Consider the following 14,310-nt stretch of genomic DNA (forward strand, 5'->3'; position numbering starts at 1 on the left):
ACCGCCCCGATGGAGCGGCCGTCATCACTAGAGAAGGGCCCGTGCTTGGCCGAGGGCAGCAGTTCGCACTATCAGGTTCTCCGAGTAGCCGTCACCGCGACGGACAAAGAGATCAAAGTGGCCTACCGCAAGGCTGCCCGGAAAGCCCACCCCGATCACGGTGGAGAGGCAGAGATGTTCCGGCGCGTAACCCTCGCGTACGAGACACTCATCGACCCCCGGCGCAGGGCCGAGTACGATCGGCGTTATGCCAGCCGTACCACCGAACGCGCCCAGGCCCGGCCCGGAGACTATTCGGGCACGGCGGCGCCAGGACCCTCGGCAAGCACCAACGTCAAGCGGCCTCCAATGCAGCGCAACACTGCCGGCGATCCACCGGTCTACGTTCCCGCCTTCGACGACCCCAACGAAGTCCCCCTTGTTTCGGCAGCCGAAGCGGCCCAACAAGTCCACGGCCTCCCCCGCAAACGCGGAATCTTCGGCGCCGAGGCCCGCATCCAACGGGAAATGCGCACGGTGCAGCTCATCAGCCGCCAGATCCTCCCGGCCATCCCGGCCGCCCGGCTGATTAACGGCCTGCGCTCGCCGTCGGACAACAACCACATCGACCACGCTGTCCTGTCCGGCTACAGGCTGGCATTGGTTGGTTCCATGCTGCTGCCCAAGGGCGCATACGCCTGGGACGGACAGTCATTGCGCCATGGCGGCCGCTCGGTCGCTCCCCCGCAACTGGCCCACATTGTCCGCCACATGCAGGACATCTTCCCGGAGTTGAACGTCACTGGCTGGGTAGTCCTGCACAGCCCCGACGGCAACCTGCATGAGCCCGTCATTGATCATTACGGCAAGGGCCAGGGCAGCGCCGTCGAGATTGTCAACGGCGCAGGTCTTGTCCGTGGCCTGAAGCAATTCCTGGGTTCGGGACCCGCGCCCAACACGGTTGTGGTTCCCGTGTTGGCCAGGCTGCTTCGGGGTATGCACTAGCTCTTGGCATGCCCTGGCTCCCGGCCTGTGTCAGGTGTCCAACACACGCCTGACTAAGATGGGACGGTGTTCCGCATCCTCTTCCACACTCCAGAAATCCCGGGCAATACCGGCAACGCCATTCGGCTCGCCGCCATTACGGGCGCCGAGCTTCACTTGGTGGAGCCCCTCGGTTTCGATTTTTCCGATGCCAAGCTTCGGCGGGCCGGCCTGGACTACCACGACCTCGCTGTCGTCACAGTCCACAAAGACATCGAGGCCGCCTGGGAAGCCCTGCAGCCCGAGAGGGTCTTCGCCTATACCTCCGACGGCGAGACGTCCTATACAGACATCGACTACCGCCCTGGTGATGTGCTGATGTTCGGACCCGAATCCGTGGGCCTGCCGGAATGGCTCAAACGGGACCCGCATGTCACCGCGCGGGTACGGCTCCCCATGAGGCCGTCGTTGCGCTCGCTCAACCTTGCCAATGCCGCCTCCATCGCCGTTTTCGAGGCATGGCGGCAGAACGGTTTTGCCGGCGCCAAGGTGTAGCCCATCCACGGCGGCCACAGCACCGAATACCTTACGCAGGGACAATCCTGTCAGGGACATTCATTGAGGGAGCCTCCGTGAGCGCGTTGCAGACCAGGGCCTTAACACAACACGGCCATATCGCCGCACCCGCAACGCGACCCCGCAGTGCTGCCGGATTCAGACGCGACAACATATGCTGGACTGTAATGGACACCCCCAACAACCCCGGCCCACCGGTCTTCGAAGCTACCAGCACTGCCACTGACCTCAACACGCAGTTGACCGGCCTGCTTGAGCTGGTGGCAGCAAGAGACCAGCAGGCATTCGCCGAGTTCTATGCACTGACCTCGCGGCGTGTTTTCGGCATGGCCAGGCGCGTGCTCATAGACCCGGACCTCAGTGAGGACGCCACCCAGGAGGTTTACATCCAGGTGTGGCAGGGTGCGGCCAATTTCGACCGCAGCGCGGGAACGCCGCTTGCGTGGCTCATGACCATCGCCCATCGCCGGGCCATCGACCGTGTGCGGGCTGTCCAGGCAGCCACAGACCGCGAGGCCCGCTACGGCGCCGCGAGCCAGGACCTGGACCGGGACCTGGTGGCCGAGGAAGCAGACAGCAACCTCGAGGCCGAAGCCGTCAGCCGCTGCCTCGGTACCTTGACGGACACCCAGCGTGAATCCGTCCGTCTGGCCTATTATGGCGGGCTGACCTACCGGGAAGTGGCTGAACATCTCGGCGCGGCCGTGCCGACCATCAAATCGCGCATCCGCGACGGATTGCTGCGCCTGAAGACCTGCCTGGGGGTGGGCTGATATGACTGAGAACTCCGGTGGAGGCTTTATCCGCAGAATGTTTGCCAACGACATCGCTACAGATCTCGCTGAGGGCCGAGTGCTTGAACTCGCTGAGATCTACGCCCTGGACGCCGTCAGTGACGACGAACGGGCCATGATTGACGACTACGTCAACGACGCTCCCGAGGGAGCCGAGTTCTTCCAGCGGGTCCGCGAGGCACGCGAAACCCTGGCGGTGAGCTTCACCGCCCAGGACGAGCCTCCCGCAGGCCTCTTCGGGAACATCATGGAACGGATAACCCAGGAGGCAACGGCCCCGGCAGCTGCGGAACCGGCGGCACCGGCCGCGGTGAGTCCCGCCGTCGACGACCTCGCAGCGGCGAGGGCCAAACGCGAAGAGCGGCAGCGGGCCGGCGGTGCACGCCGCTGGATCGTGGGAGTGGCGGCAGCCGCAGTGATCGGCCTCGGCGGAATCGGCGTGGGCGCTTATGTCTCGGCGCAGAACGATCCCGTCAACCAGGTCCTGCAGGCGCAGGATGTGCAGAAGCAGTCCGCCCCTGTTCCCGGCGGCGGTACTGCCACGATTTCCGCGTCATCGGCCAAGGATTCGTTCGTGGTCCTGATGGACGGGGTGGCCCCCGCTCCTGAAGGCAAGGTCTACCAGCTGTGGACGCTGCCCAAGGACGGCTCCGCGCCGGTTCCGCAGGGCACCATGGACGCCCAGACGCTCTCGAAGCCGGCGGTGGTGAAGGGCTTGTCTTCGGCGTCGTCCGTTGCCATCACCGTTGAACCGGCCGGCGGGTCGCAGGCTCCCACGAGCGCTCCGGTCCTGGTGGTCGCCCTCAGCGCCTGAGGCGCAAGGAATTAATGCACGACGGCGGCCGTCCCACCTTGGGGACGGCCGCCGTCATTGTTTGCCGGCTGGTTCCTGGAGCTACAACACCAGCGACAGGAGCATCACGAAGCCGAACCCGACTACGGAAATGAGCGTCTCCATCACGGACCACGTTTTGAAGGTCTGGCCTACGGTGAGCCCGAAGAGCTCCTTGACCAGCCAGAACCCCGCATCATTGACGTGGGACAGGAACAGCGAACCCGCACCGATTGCCAACGCGAGCAACGCCGCATGGGTCGGACTCAGGCTGCTGGCCAGCGGCGCCACAATGCCCGCAGCTGTCACGGTTGCCACCGTGGCGGAGCCGGTTGCGAGGCGAAGCGCTACGGCAACGATGAAGCCCAGCACCAGGACGGACATGTTGGCGCCCTCGGCCCATTTCTTCACCGCGTCACCCACACCGGCACCGATCAGCGTTTGCTTGAAACCGCCGCCTGCACCAACGATCAAGAGGATCGCAGCGATCGGACCAAGGCTCTCACCCAGCTTGGCCGTGATCCTGCTGCCCGTGAATCCCACGGCATAGCCGAAGGTCACGATGGCCACCAGGACGGCGAGGGTCATGGCCACCAGCGGCTGGCCGACGAAGTCGAAGAAGATCCGGATGGCCGGTGCGGTGTCAGGATTTGGCCAGATGATGCCGCCCAGGGCCTTCAGCAGCATCAGGACGACCGGGAAGATGATGGTCAGCAGGGTGACCACGAACGAAGGCTGGCGCTTGACCTCGCTGAGGTCCGTCGTGTGCTGGGTATCAATACCGCCAGCCACAGCCGGCGCGTCGACAGGAACCCAGCGTGCAGCCAGACGCGAAAACAGCGGGCCACAGATGATGACCGTGGGGATTGCCACCAGGATGCCCAGGCCGAGGGTAGTTCCAAGTTCAGCCTTCACAGCACTGATGGCGATCAACGGTCCCGGGTGCGGAGGCACAAGCCCATGCAGTACGGACAGGCCGGCCAGCGCCGGGATCGCGATCCTCATGAGTTTCATCTTGGATCGCTGCGTCACCAGCACAATCACGGGCAGCAGCAGGACGAGCCCGATCTCGAAGAACATCGGCAAGCCGATGATGACGGCCACCAGCGTGATCATCCAGACCAGCTTGTTGCCGCTTGCCTTGGCAAGCAGAGTGTCCACCACCCGGTTCGCTCCGCCGGAATCCGCGAGCAGCTTCCCCAGCATGGCACCGAGGGCGATCAGCAGCCCGACCTCCTTGAGGACACCTCCCACACCGTCCTCGAAGTTGGTGATGACCTTGCCCAGTTCAACACCGGACGCCAGGCCAACGAAGGCGGAACCCAGGACGAGGGCCAGGAACGGATGAAGCTTGAGCTTGGCGATCAGCACCACGATCAGGGCAATGCCCAGCGCTGCCACCACAAGCAGTTGGGTGTCCTGCCCGGTCCATTCCTGCACCTGCGCTGCCGTCTGGAGGGCAATCACTTAACGCCCGCTTCGGAATCCCCGGTCAAAGGGTGCAGCCCCAGGCGTTCAATGACCTCGTCAGCTTCTTCGGCAGGCGAGGCCGAAACGCACAGCGAGATGTAGTTCTCGTCTTCCGTGGGTTCCTCCAGCGCGTCGAACTGCGATTCCAGAAGCGACGGCGGCATGAAGTGTCCATGCCGGGAAGCGAGACGGTCGGAAATCTTGTCCTTGCTTCCCTGCAGGAACACGAACACCACACCTTCGCCCCGGAGCACGTCACGGTACTTCTTTTTCAGGGCTGAACACGTAATGATGGCCGGCACTCCGGCATCAGCACGCTCTCGAATCCACTCCGAGATGATGCCGAGCCAGGGCCAGCGGTCCTCGTCAGTGAGCGCCTGGCCCGAGTGCATCTTGGCTACATTCGCTTCAGGGTGCAGATCGTCGCCTTCGGCCAGATCCCATCCCAGTTTGCCGGCCAGTACGCCGGCCACAGTGGACTTCCCTGAGCCGGAGACTCCCATAATCACCAGCACGGGTTGTTGCGCAGTCTTCGCCATCAAAGTCTGCCTTCCTCGAATAAATATGATTTAACCGAGATCAAGCATATGACACGGGTTACACCACGGCAACGTCAGAAGCCGGCGATGGTACTGGATCCGTTGACCGACACCACGTGGAATGCCTCAGCGCTGGTTCCCGAAGGGAGGCCGCCCCGCTCTCCATTCGCCAGCATCATTCCCCGGACCACCCGCTCCATCCCGGCAACGTCGGGGTGCTGGCTGGCGTGAACCCGAATGGCCTCGATCTTGGCCTCCACGTGGGCAGATACGTCCACAAAATGGTTCTCCCTGGACTCCGGACTCGAGATGAACCACAGCCACGGAAGCTTGTAGGCGGCAAGGCCGGCCTCCGCCAGTTCGGGATACGCAAACGGATTCTCGACTGCCGGATATACCGCCCGGGTCACCGCCTCCCCCGCGGCCAAATGGTCGGGGTGGCTCTTTTGAAGACGGTCCCAGTTGCGTTCCGGGTGCATGGTCAGAACAATGTCCGGGCGGATTTCGCGGATAAGCTTCACCACCTGCTTGATGACGCCGTGTGACGGTTCCAGATAGCCGTCGCGCTCGTGAAGATAGTGGATATCCGTGACACCCACCAGCGCGGCAGCCCGTTGCTGCTCCTCGGCCCGGAGCTCAATGATCCTGGCACGGTCCGCGGGATCAAAACCGCCGGCGTCGCCGTCGGTCATGATGCAATAGCTGACCTGGACGCCCGCGGCCGTCCACGCGGCGATGGTTCCTGCGGCACCGAAATCAATGTCATCAGGATGGGCAGTAAAACAAAGCACCCGCTCGACGCGCTCCGTGGAGGCATCGAACGGGCTCTTTGCTGACGTGGCGTCAGTGGGCAAAGGGATCAGCCTTTCCGCTTCTTGATTTCGGCCGTGGCCTGCGGGATGACCTTGAACAGGTCACCGATGATGCCGTAGTCGGCGATTTCGAACACCGGAGACTCGGCGTCCTTGTTGACGGCGACAATCACCTTGGACGTCTGCATGCCGGCCTTCTGCTGGATGGCTCCGGAGATCCCGGCGGAAATGTACAGCTGCGGCGAAACCGTGACACCGGTCTGGCCCACCTGGGCATCGTGGCCGATCCATCCGGCGTCCGTGGCGGCGCGGGAAGCGCCCACAGCGGCACCGAGGGCGTCCGCAAGCTCTTCCAACGGACCGAAGTCGCCGTCCACGCCGCGGCCACCGGCCACCACAATCCTGGCTTCGCTGAGATCCGGGCGGCCGCTGACCGGTTTCTCGGCCCGTGCCGAAATACGGGCCGCATTCGCAACGGCGTCGCCGGGGACGTCCACCGTCGCCGTGGCGGGGGCAGCTGCAGCGCCGGCAGGTGCGGGTTCAACGTTGTTGGCCTTGACCGAAAGGACCGTCACTGCTGTTGTGGCCTTCGCGGAGGTGTTGTACGAGCCGGCCAGGACCGACTTGTGCGCGGTTCCGTCAGGCTCCACTCCCACAACATCCGTGATGACTCCGGCGTTCAGCTTGATGCCAAGCCTGGCGGCGATCTCCTTGCCTTCAGGAGAGTTGTCGAGCAGGACAGCCGTGGCTCCGGACGCCGCGGCGGCGGCAGCCAGGTAGGCAGCCTTGGGACCCACGAGGTAGTTATCGAGGTCGTCCGTCGACGGCCGGTAGACCGTCGTGGCGCCGTAGGCACCCAAGGTGGCGGCGACGTCGTCGGACAACTCGCCGGTGAACGCGACGGCGGTTTCCCCCAGCGAGCGGGCGATGGTCAGGAGCTCCAGGCTGCTCTTCTTGAGAGCGGCTCCCGGGTTGTCAATGAATACAAGTGCATTTGCCATGGTTGGGGTCCCCTTTAGAGCAGCTTCTGGGCGGCAAGGAAGTCGACCAGCTTGATGCCAGCGTCGCCTTCGTCGGTGATGATGGTGCCGGCAGTGCGCGGCGGCCGTGCTTCGGCGGACTCAACCACGGTCCAGGACCCGGCGAGGCCAACCTGCGAGGCGTCCACACCGATGTCGGACAGCGCCAGGGAGGTGATCTTTTTCTTCTTGGCCGCCAGGATGCCCTTGAAGTTGGGATAGCGGGGCTCGTTGATCTGGTCAGTCACCGAAACAACGGCCGGAAGCGCAGCCTCAACCGTCTCCGAGTAGGGACCTGCGTCCCGGCGTGCCGTGACCCGACCGCCCGCGATCTCCAGGCTGGACGCGAAGGTCACCTGCGGGAGGGACAAACGCTCGGCCAGCTGGGCCGGGACCAGCGACGTCTCACCGTCGGTGGATGCCATGCCCGTCAGGACCAGGTCCACCGGACGTCCGTCGGCCGAGAGGTGCCGGATCGCAGCGGCAAGCGCCAGCGACGTGGCAGCAGCATCCGAGCCTGCCAAAGCGTCATCGCTGAGGTGGACTCCCGAATATGCGCCGATCTGCAGCGACTTCTTGACCGCGTTGACCGCACCCGACGGGCCCATGCTCAGGGCAATGACCTCGTTGCCCGCTTTCGGTCCGCCGCGTTCCTCGGCCAGCTGCAATGCTGCCTCGAGGGCATACTCGTCCAATTCGGACAGGATGCTCTCTTCACGGTCGGTTGTGTTGGCAGGTCCGGTGATATGCCGGTCGAACTGCGCGTCCGGGACGTGCTTGACCAGAACGACAATCTTCAATGTCTCTTCCACTGTCTTCGAAGCAGCCTTCCATGCTTGTGGACGGCCAACCGCAACAGCGTGGCCGTGAATTGCCCAGCGCGTGGGCTCGTCCTAGCTAAGCATATTGCCCGCAGAAAACCACTCCCAGCGTTAACCCCTGTTTCAGTCCTGCGGAACCACGCCGGGACGGCACGACGACGGCCCGCACCTCAAAGGTGCCGGCCGTCGTCATGGTTTGCCTCTCCCGGGCCTTACTGCTGCGCCGCGTCGAGGGTGACCTCGACTTCCTGGCTCTGGCCACCACGCTGGATGGTGACCTTGACCTTGGCGCCTGCAGGCTGCTCCCGCACCGCTGCAGTCAACTGGTTGGGATCGCTGACAGCGTAGTCACCGAACTTCGTGACGACGTCCCCAACCTTGATGCCGGCCTTTGCTGCGGCAGAACCGGAGGTCACCGAGGCAACCTCCGCGCCCACGCTGAACCCTGAGTCGCTGCTGGTCGCAGACTTCGCCCGGACCGAAACACCGAACTGGCCGTGGCTGGCCTTGCCGGAATCGATGATTTCCTGGGCCACGCGCTTGGCATGGTTGATCGGGATGCTGAAGCCCACGCCGATGTTGCCGCTCGACGAATCGGACGTGCCGCTGCCGGCGGATGCAATGGCGACGTTGACGCCGATGATCTCGCCCTTGCTGTTCACCAACGCGCCGCCCGAGTTGCCCGGGTTGATCGCAGCATCCGTCTGGATCACGTTGATGGCAATGGAACCTTCGTTGGCGGTGGACTGACCCTGCTGGCCGTTCGGCGGCGCAAACTGGAAGCCCTGGTCGCCGCCCTGCGAATTGTCGGTGCCCTCCTTCGGCGCTGCCGAGGAAGCCACGCTGATGGTGCGGTTGAGGGTGGAGACAATACCGTCCGTCACCGTACCGGTCAGGCCCAAGGGCGAACCGATTGCGACGGCGGTGTCCCCCACGTTGATCTTCGACGAGTCACCCAGGGTGGCAGGAACCAAACCCGAGGCGTCGCTGACCTTGATGACGGCGAGGTCGGACAACGGATCCGTTCCGACAACGGTTGCCTTCAGGACCTTGCCGTCGCTGGTACGGACCTCGATGGCGGCGTTGGACGTAGCGCCATCCAATGTCACGACGTGGGTGTTGGTGAGGATATGGCCCTGATCGTCCAGGATGACTCCGGACCCGGTTCCGCCTTCATTTCCGCTGGTGGCCTTGATGGTGACCACGCTGGGTGAAGCCTTGGCGGCCGCGGCGGTGATCACGTTGACATCATCCTTGTTGTTCACGATGACGGTGCTGGACTGGCCACCCGTGGACGCTGCCGGCGCGGGGTTGTCCCACAACGCGTTGCTGCCCGCGACAACTCCACCGCCAATGAGGCCCGCTGCGAGCATGCTCGCCACAAGTGTTCCCACTCCGAACGCGGGCTTGCGTTTGGTGGTTACGGTCGCGTGCTGGACTCCCTGAGCGTGCTGGCCCTGGGGGTGCTGGCCCTGGGTGCTCTGGAACTGTGGGCCGGGGTTGTTGCCGCCCGGGTTTGCTCCGCCACCGTAGAAGGGCTGGTGCTGCGGGTAGTTGGGGCGCTGCGCCGGATCCTGATGCTGTGGAGTGCCGTAGTAGGGCTGCTGGTTCTGCGGCTGGCCTTGCTGCTGACCATGGCCCTGCTGCTGGCCCTGCTGCTGGTCCTGTGCCTGCGGCTGGAACGCCGGCAGGGGCGTCGTGGCCTGGGACGCGCCATCCGCGCCCTGGTTTTGCCCTGAAGTCCAGGCAGGTTGCTGCTGGGCGCCATCGTTGTGCCCGCTGGCATCATTGTGCTGGCCCGACGTTGCATGGGGCTGAGATGGCTCTCGACCTTCCGGTCCGTTGCCCTGCGCTGGGTTCTCCGTCATGGGTCTTCCTTTCGTCCTCGTCTTCAACAACTATGTACCCAATAACTGGAACAAAAGGGGACGTTCGCTGGGAGCTTCCTGAAAGGCTAAGGTCTGCGCTTGCGGGGCCGCCTAGATGCCTCTCAACGAGGCAACAATCCATGTTTCTCCTATATTTCGCTGGTGGCATATTCACCCCTGTGGACGGGCCATGGGGTGCACCATAGAATCAAGAGGAATTGCCACAGCGACCTGCGGCTTTACACCATGCGTGGGGGCGCTGAGCATTCTGTGACGATTGGTACGCCTTGTTCCAGTCGCAGACGTGCTGAAGGGTTGCACATGCGGTCAATATTTAAACGCGTACTCGCTGTCATTGGCGTGGCTGGATTGTTGGCCCTACCGGCCGGCGCGGCTTGGGCCGCGGATCCAGTCACAATCCCGTCCGGTCAAAACATCGTGGACGATGCAAACCTCCTGGGAAGCCGCAAGGGTGAAGTCCAGGACGCCATCCAGAAGACGCTCAAGGACCACAAGTACAACCTGTACGTGGTGACGGTGGATTCGTTCGAGAACCCGACGGATCCCAAAGAATGGACAAAGGCCGTCGCGACAGCGAAGAAGATGGGCAAGGCAGACGCCATCCTCGCCATCTCCGCTGCTGGCCAGTACAACTTCGTAGTGAACTCGGCGAGTTCAATTGCCTCCAAACAGGCCAACATCACGCAGAACGCGGTGACCGCCAATCTCGCAGGGGGTAAGAAAGACTTTGCCCAGGCCGCGATCGATACTGCAGCCGCCATTGGTGATGCCGCAGGCGGAGGCAGCGGGACTGTTCCGAGCGGAAACGGAAGCGTCGGCGTCCTTGTCGGAATCGGTGTTGTAGCTGCCGGCGGCGCGGGAACCTACCTGTATCTCCGAAACCGGCGTAAGAAGGGCGGCACCAAAGCCGTCAGCGCCAGCTACGGACCGCAAGGCGAACAGCTTGACCCGCTCGCGGGCCTCAGTATCCCGGAACTGCGTCAGAAGAGCGGCTCGCTGCTGATCGAAGCAGACGACGCCATCCGCTCCAGCGAACAGGAGCTGGGCTTTGCGCAGGCGCAGTACGGTGACACCGCGATTGGCAACTTCACCAAGGCCCTGGAAGAGGCCAAGGGCCACATGACGGAGTCCTTCAAGCTTCAGCAGCAACTGGACGACCACATCCCGGACACTGAAGAACAGCAGCGCAGCTGGCTCGGCGAGATCATCCGTCGTTCCGAAGCAGCCCTGGCGTCCTTGCGTGACCAGAAGGCTGATTTCGACTCCCTGCGCGAACTGGAAAAAAACGCGCCGCAGGCCTTGGCAGCAGTGACGGCCGGGGCGAAGGAAGCCGACGCCAAGATCGCCAACGCCGAGCAGTCTCTCGACGGCCTCCGTGCCAAGTACGCTGAATCCGCGTTGACCCAGGTCTCCGACAACATTTTGCAGGCCAAGGAACGCCTGGCGTTCGTCCAGAACGCAGCAACCACGGCAGAGGAGAAGCTGACGGCTGGCGAGAGCAGCATGGCAGCAGTTGCTGTGCGCGCTGCTGAGGAAAGCCTTCACCAGACCAACATCCTGATCGAGGCCATCTCCAAGACTGCCGGCAGCCTGGATGAAGCACGCGCCTCCCTCGATGGTGCCGTAGCCGAGACCAGTCAGGACCTCGCCCAGGCAAGGGCGATGATCCAATCGGGTGCCCATCCGGAACTCGCGGGACCGGTGGCCGGTGTGGAAGCCGCTTTGGCACAGGTGAAGACCGAAATCCAGGGCGGCAAGATCGATCCCATTGCCACTCTCAGCCGAGTTGAGTCGGCCCACCAGGCCTTGGACCAGTCGCTCTCCGGTATCCGGGATCAGCAGGAGCAGGCCCGTCGTGCGCAGGCCTCACTGCAGCAAACCATCATGGCTGCACAGGCCCAGATCAGTGCGACCTCGGACTACATCACGGCTCGTCGTGGTGGCGTTGGTACAGAAGCCAGGACACGGCTGGCCGAAGCCCAGCGCAATCTCGACTACGCCCTGTCCATCTCCCGCAATGACCCGGTGACCGCGCTGACCTACGCTCAGCAGGCCCACTCGCTGGCGGCACAGGCCGCCCAGCTCGCACAATCCGATGTCGACCAGTTCGGCTACGCCGACCAAGGCTATGGCCGCGGCGGCATGTTTGGCGGCGGAGGCGGTGGCGGGGGCCTTGGCGGCGCAATCCTAGGTGGAATCCTCATCAACTCCATCCTGAATGGCGGCGGAGGTGGCTGGGGCGGCGGCCACAACGACGGCGGTGGAGGCGGCGGCTTCTTCGGCGGCGACTCAGGCGGCGGCGACTTCGGCGGCGGTGGGGGCGACTTCGGCGGCGGCGACTCCGGCAGCTTCTGACCCAACAGACTAAGTGGGGTCCGTGCCCCGCATAGAAGCGGTACAACAACTGATCACTGAATTCAGTGGGCATCACTGAGCAGGACGAAAGGCAACACCATGGTTAAGCAGTCCATTTTCGGTCGGATCTCGCAGCTGGCAAAGGCCAACATCAACGCCTTGCTTGACCAGGCAGAAGACCCGCAGAAAATGCTGGACCAGATGGTCCGCGACTACACGAACAACATTGCCGAAGCCGAGTCCGCCGTGGCACAGACCATCGGCAACCTCCGGATGCTGCAGGCGGACTACAACGAGGACATCAAGAACGCACAGGACTGGGGCAACAAAGCCTTGGCCGCGTCCCGGAAAGCCGACGAGTACCGCGCGGCCGGCGACACCGTGGATGCCCAGAAGTTCGACAACCTGGCCAAAGTGGCCATCCAGCGCCAAATGACCGCAGAGTCCGAGGCAAAGGCGGCCGAACCGAGCATCGCGTCCCAGACCGAGGTCGTGGACAAGCTCAAGACCGGTCTTGACCAGATGAAGAACAAGCTCAACCAGCTCACCGCCAAGCGCAATGAGCTGGTGGCACGTTCCAAGACGGCTGCCGCGCAGTCCCAGGTACACGATGCCCTCAAGAGCATCGACATCATGGATCCCACGAGCGAGGTTGGCCGCTTCGAGGAAAAGATCCGCCGGGAAGAGGCCAAGGTCCTCGGCCAGCAGGAGCTTGCCAGCTCCAGTCTCGACGCACAATTCAACCAGCTTGAGGACCTTGGTGAGCAGACGGAGATCGAAGCCCGTCTTGCTGCACTGAAGTCCGGCGGCTCCAAGCCGGCAATCGGTGCCGGAGCCCCTGCATCCGCCGAGACGACGGTCGACGAAGCTGACTTCGACAAACTCTAGGCCGAACGGGAGGGTACCCCCTTCCACGCGTTGCTGACAGCCAAGTGGGCAGGATCCCGAGGGATCCTGCCCACTTCGTTTTAAGCGCTGGCCGCCTGCCCTTCGGTGGATGACGGCGTTTCTTGCCCCGGGCTGGCATCTGTTGCAACCTCGGCGCGAATTTCGAATCCCTTCGGATGGAAATAGGTCACTGTGCACTCCAGGACCTCTCCATGGGGTCCAAGCGTGGTCCTTTCGAGCCTGGGCACCATCGCGAACCCACGCACGTTCAGAGCGTCTGCAAGGTGCTCAGGGGGTGCATGCATGGTCACGGTGATCTCGGCGCGATGGAGGGGCTTCAGCGTTCTGTCCTGGATGACCTGGTAGATGGAATTCCGCTCGGCGTCAGCCAAGCTGATGTGCCGCCCAATATGTGAGGGAATGAAGATCTCCGCAATTGCGTACGGCCACCCAGCACTCGAGTAGGAACGTCGGATTACCAAAACCAGGTTGTCATCGGAAACCAATTTCGCTGGAACACTGCGGTCCTTTTCCATCCATTTGTATTCGATGAGGCCCTTGACGGTCTTCATGCCGGCAGCGGTAAAGGTTTCCATGAAGGGTGCCAGTCGATTCAGCATCTTCACCGGGCGCTGGGCCATCACGAAAGTGCCCTTCCCCTGCCGACGGACCAGCAGCCCCTTGGACACCAGCGTTTCGATTGCCTTCCGGACAGTCGTTCGGCTGATCCCATATTCGTCCATGAGGGCCTCTTCGGTGGGAATGCGCGATCCCGGTTCCAGACGGCTCACTTGGTCCGTCAGGACGTCAGCCACCTGCTGGTACACCGCTACAGGGCTGTCCCTCTGAAGTGTTTTGTGCTCGGGGCCTGAGTTGACGTCACCATTGACCATAGGCTGTCCCATCGAAGAATTTTTCCTGCCTCAGCAAATCCGGATTCGATGCTAGCACCCACGTCGTCAACGACATCTTTCAGCGCCCTGGGTTAAACAAAAGATCCGGACCAGTTTCACTGATCCGGATCTTTTCTCCAGTTGCGGGGACAGGATTTGAACCTGTGACCTCTGGGTTATGAGCCCAGCGAGCTACCGAACTGCTCCACCCCGCGTCGCAAGAACAACTCTACCCCACGGTTCAGGGTGTCTCTGACCATAGGCCATCAAAGGTGCCGCAGATCACGCTGCAGTCTTGGTCCACATGAGCGAGGGTTGCGCCCAAACACGCGGGATGTGAGCGAGGGTTGCGCCCAAACAGCCGGGACGTGAGCAAGGGTTGCGCCCAAACAGCCGGGACGTGAGCAAGGGTTGCGCCCAAACAGCCGGGACGTGAGCAAGGGTTGGGAGCAAACACGC

The 14,310-nt window shown here is 63.2% G+C and carries 13 protein-coding genes and 1 tRNA gene; 6 read left to right on the forward strand and 8 right to left on the reverse strand.

Going from position 1 to position 14,310, the window contains the following annotated elements; translation table 11 throughout:
• Positions 1-45 precede the first annotated feature (45 nt).
• The 4 genes from PV760_RS09890 (at position 46) to PV760_RS09905 (ending at position 3,147) form a co-directional block, all read left to right on the forward strand.
• Complete coding sequence (locus PV760_RS09890; RefSeq protein WP_354627649.1) at positions 46-984, forward strand: J domain-containing protein; 939 nt, start codon at positions 46-48, stop codon at positions 982-984.
• A 66-nt stretch (positions 985-1,050) separates the two neighbouring features.
• Positions 1,051-1,518, forward strand: coding sequence for a tRNA (cytidine(34)-2'-O)-methyltransferase (locus PV760_RS09895; RefSeq protein ID WP_039242162.1), 468 nt, complete (start codon positions 1,051-1,053; stop codon positions 1,516-1,518).
• A 77-nt stretch (positions 1,519-1,595) separates the two neighbouring features.
• Positions 1,596-2,312: an ECF RNA polymerase sigma factor SigK gene (gene sigK / locus PV760_RS09900; protein WP_144401306.1), complete on the forward strand. Its 717-nt coding sequence runs from the start codon at positions 1,596-1,598 to the stop codon at positions 2,310-2,312.
• Between the two features lies 1 nt (position 2,313).
• Complete coding sequence (locus PV760_RS09905; protein WP_354627650.1) at positions 2,314-3,147, forward strand: anti-sigma factor; 834 nt, start codon at positions 2,314-2,316, stop codon at positions 3,145-3,147.
• Positions 3,148-3,228: 81 nt separating this feature from the next.
• Here the strand turns inward: PV760_RS09905 and PV760_RS09910 are convergent, their stop codons facing one another.
• The 6 genes from PV760_RS09910 to PV760_RS09935 all read right to left on the reverse strand — a co-directional run bounded on the left by PV760_RS09910 (position 3,229) and on the right by PV760_RS09935 (position 9,694).
• The gene (locus PV760_RS09910) at positions 3,229-4,632 is read right to left on the reverse strand and encodes a GntT/GntP/DsdX family permease (protein WP_354627651.1); all 1,404 of its coding nucleotides are present in this window, start codon (positions 4,630-4,632) and stop codon (positions 3,229-3,231) included.
• Positions 4,629-5,174, reverse strand: coding sequence for a gluconokinase (locus PV760_RS09915; protein ID WP_064721671.1), 546 nt, complete (start codon positions 5,172-5,174; stop codon positions 4,629-4,631). The genes PV760_RS09910 and PV760_RS09915 overlap by 4 nt, the downstream gene beginning before the upstream one ends.
• Before the next feature lie 74 nt (positions 5,175-5,248).
• Positions 5,249-6,028 (reverse strand): PIG-L deacetylase family protein, encoded by a 780-nt coding sequence (locus PV760_RS09920; protein WP_018776479.1) that lies wholly within the window; start codon positions 6,026-6,028, stop codon positions 5,249-5,251.
• Positions 6,029-6,033: 5 nt separating this feature from the next.
• Positions 6,034-6,987, reverse strand: coding sequence for an electron transfer flavoprotein subunit alpha/FixB family protein (locus PV760_RS09925; protein WP_018776480.1), 954 nt, complete (start codon positions 6,985-6,987; stop codon positions 6,034-6,036).
• 14 nt (positions 6,988-7,001) lie between these two features.
• The gene (locus PV760_RS09930) at positions 7,002-7,805 is read right to left on the reverse strand and encodes an electron transfer flavoprotein subunit beta/FixA family protein (protein ID WP_035733182.1); all 804 of its coding nucleotides are present in this window, start codon (positions 7,803-7,805) and stop codon (positions 7,002-7,004) included.
• Between the two features lie 233 nt (positions 7,806-8,038).
• A complete protein-coding gene (locus PV760_RS09935) occupies positions 8,039-9,694 on the reverse strand; it encodes a S1C family serine protease (protein ID WP_354627652.1) in 1,656 nt (551 codons plus the stop codon).
• 321 nt (positions 9,695-10,015) lie between these two features.
• Here PV760_RS09935 and PV760_RS09940 point away from each other — a divergent pair, with 321 nt between their 5' ends.
• Complete coding sequence (locus PV760_RS09940; protein ID WP_018776484.1) at positions 10,016-12,070, forward strand: TPM domain-containing protein; 2,055 nt, start codon at positions 10,016-10,018, stop codon at positions 12,068-12,070.
• 99 nt (positions 12,071-12,169) lie between these two features.
• Positions 12,170-12,958, forward strand: coding sequence for a PspA/IM30 family protein (locus PV760_RS09945; protein WP_354627653.1), 789 nt, complete (start codon positions 12,170-12,172; stop codon positions 12,956-12,958).
• A gap of 80 nt (positions 12,959-13,038) precedes the next feature.
• On the opposite strand, the gene PV760_RS09950 is transcribed toward PV760_RS09945, so the two are convergent.
• Together PV760_RS09950 and PV760_RS09955 are read right to left on the reverse strand one after the other, a co-directional pair.
• A complete protein-coding gene (locus tag PV760_RS09950; RefSeq protein ID WP_110503897.1) occupies positions 13,039-13,863 on the reverse strand; it encodes a GntR family transcriptional regulator in 825 nt (274 codons plus the stop codon).
• 129 nt (positions 13,864-13,992) lie between these two features.
• Positions 13,993-14,066: transfer RNA gene (locus PV760_RS09955), tRNA-Met, on the reverse strand.
• Positions 14,067-14,310 lie beyond the last annotated feature (244 nt).

Source organism: Paenarthrobacter sp. CC6 (assembly GCF_040560085.1).
Classification (GTDB): Bacteria; Actinomycetota; Actinomycetes; order Actinomycetales; family Micrococcaceae; genus Arthrobacter; species Arthrobacter nicotinovorans.

What these genes read in the sequence shown, in the direction of transcription:
- PV760_RS09905 (WP_354627650.1), top strand. Translation starts at nt 2,314, where the DNA reads ATGACTGAGAACTCCGGTGGAGGCTTTATCCGCAGAATGTTTGCCAAC.
- PV760_RS09915 (WP_064721671.1), bottom strand. Translation starts at nt 5,174, where the DNA reads ATGGCGAAGACTGCGCAACAACCCGTGCTGGTGATTATGGGAGTCTCC.
- PV760_RS09925 (WP_018776480.1), bottom strand. Translation starts at nt 6,987, where the DNA reads ATGGCAAATGCACTTGTATTCATTGACAACCCGGGAGCCGCTCTCAAG.
- PV760_RS09935 (WP_354627652.1), bottom strand. Translation starts at nt 9,694, where the DNA reads ATGACGGAGAACCCAGCGCAGGGCAACGGACCGGAAGGTCGAGAGCCA.
- PV760_RS09940 (WP_018776484.1), top strand. Translation starts at nt 10,016, where the DNA reads ATGCGGTCAATATTTAAACGCGTACTCGCTGTCATTGGCGTGGCTGGA.
- PV760_RS09945 (WP_354627653.1), top strand. Translation starts at nt 12,170, where the DNA reads ATGGTTAAGCAGTCCATTTTCGGTCGGATCTCGCAGCTGGCAAAGGCC.
- PV760_RS09950 (WP_110503897.1), bottom strand. Translation starts at nt 13,863, where the DNA reads ATGGGACAGCCTATGGTCAATGGTGACGTCAACTCAGGCCCCGAGCAC.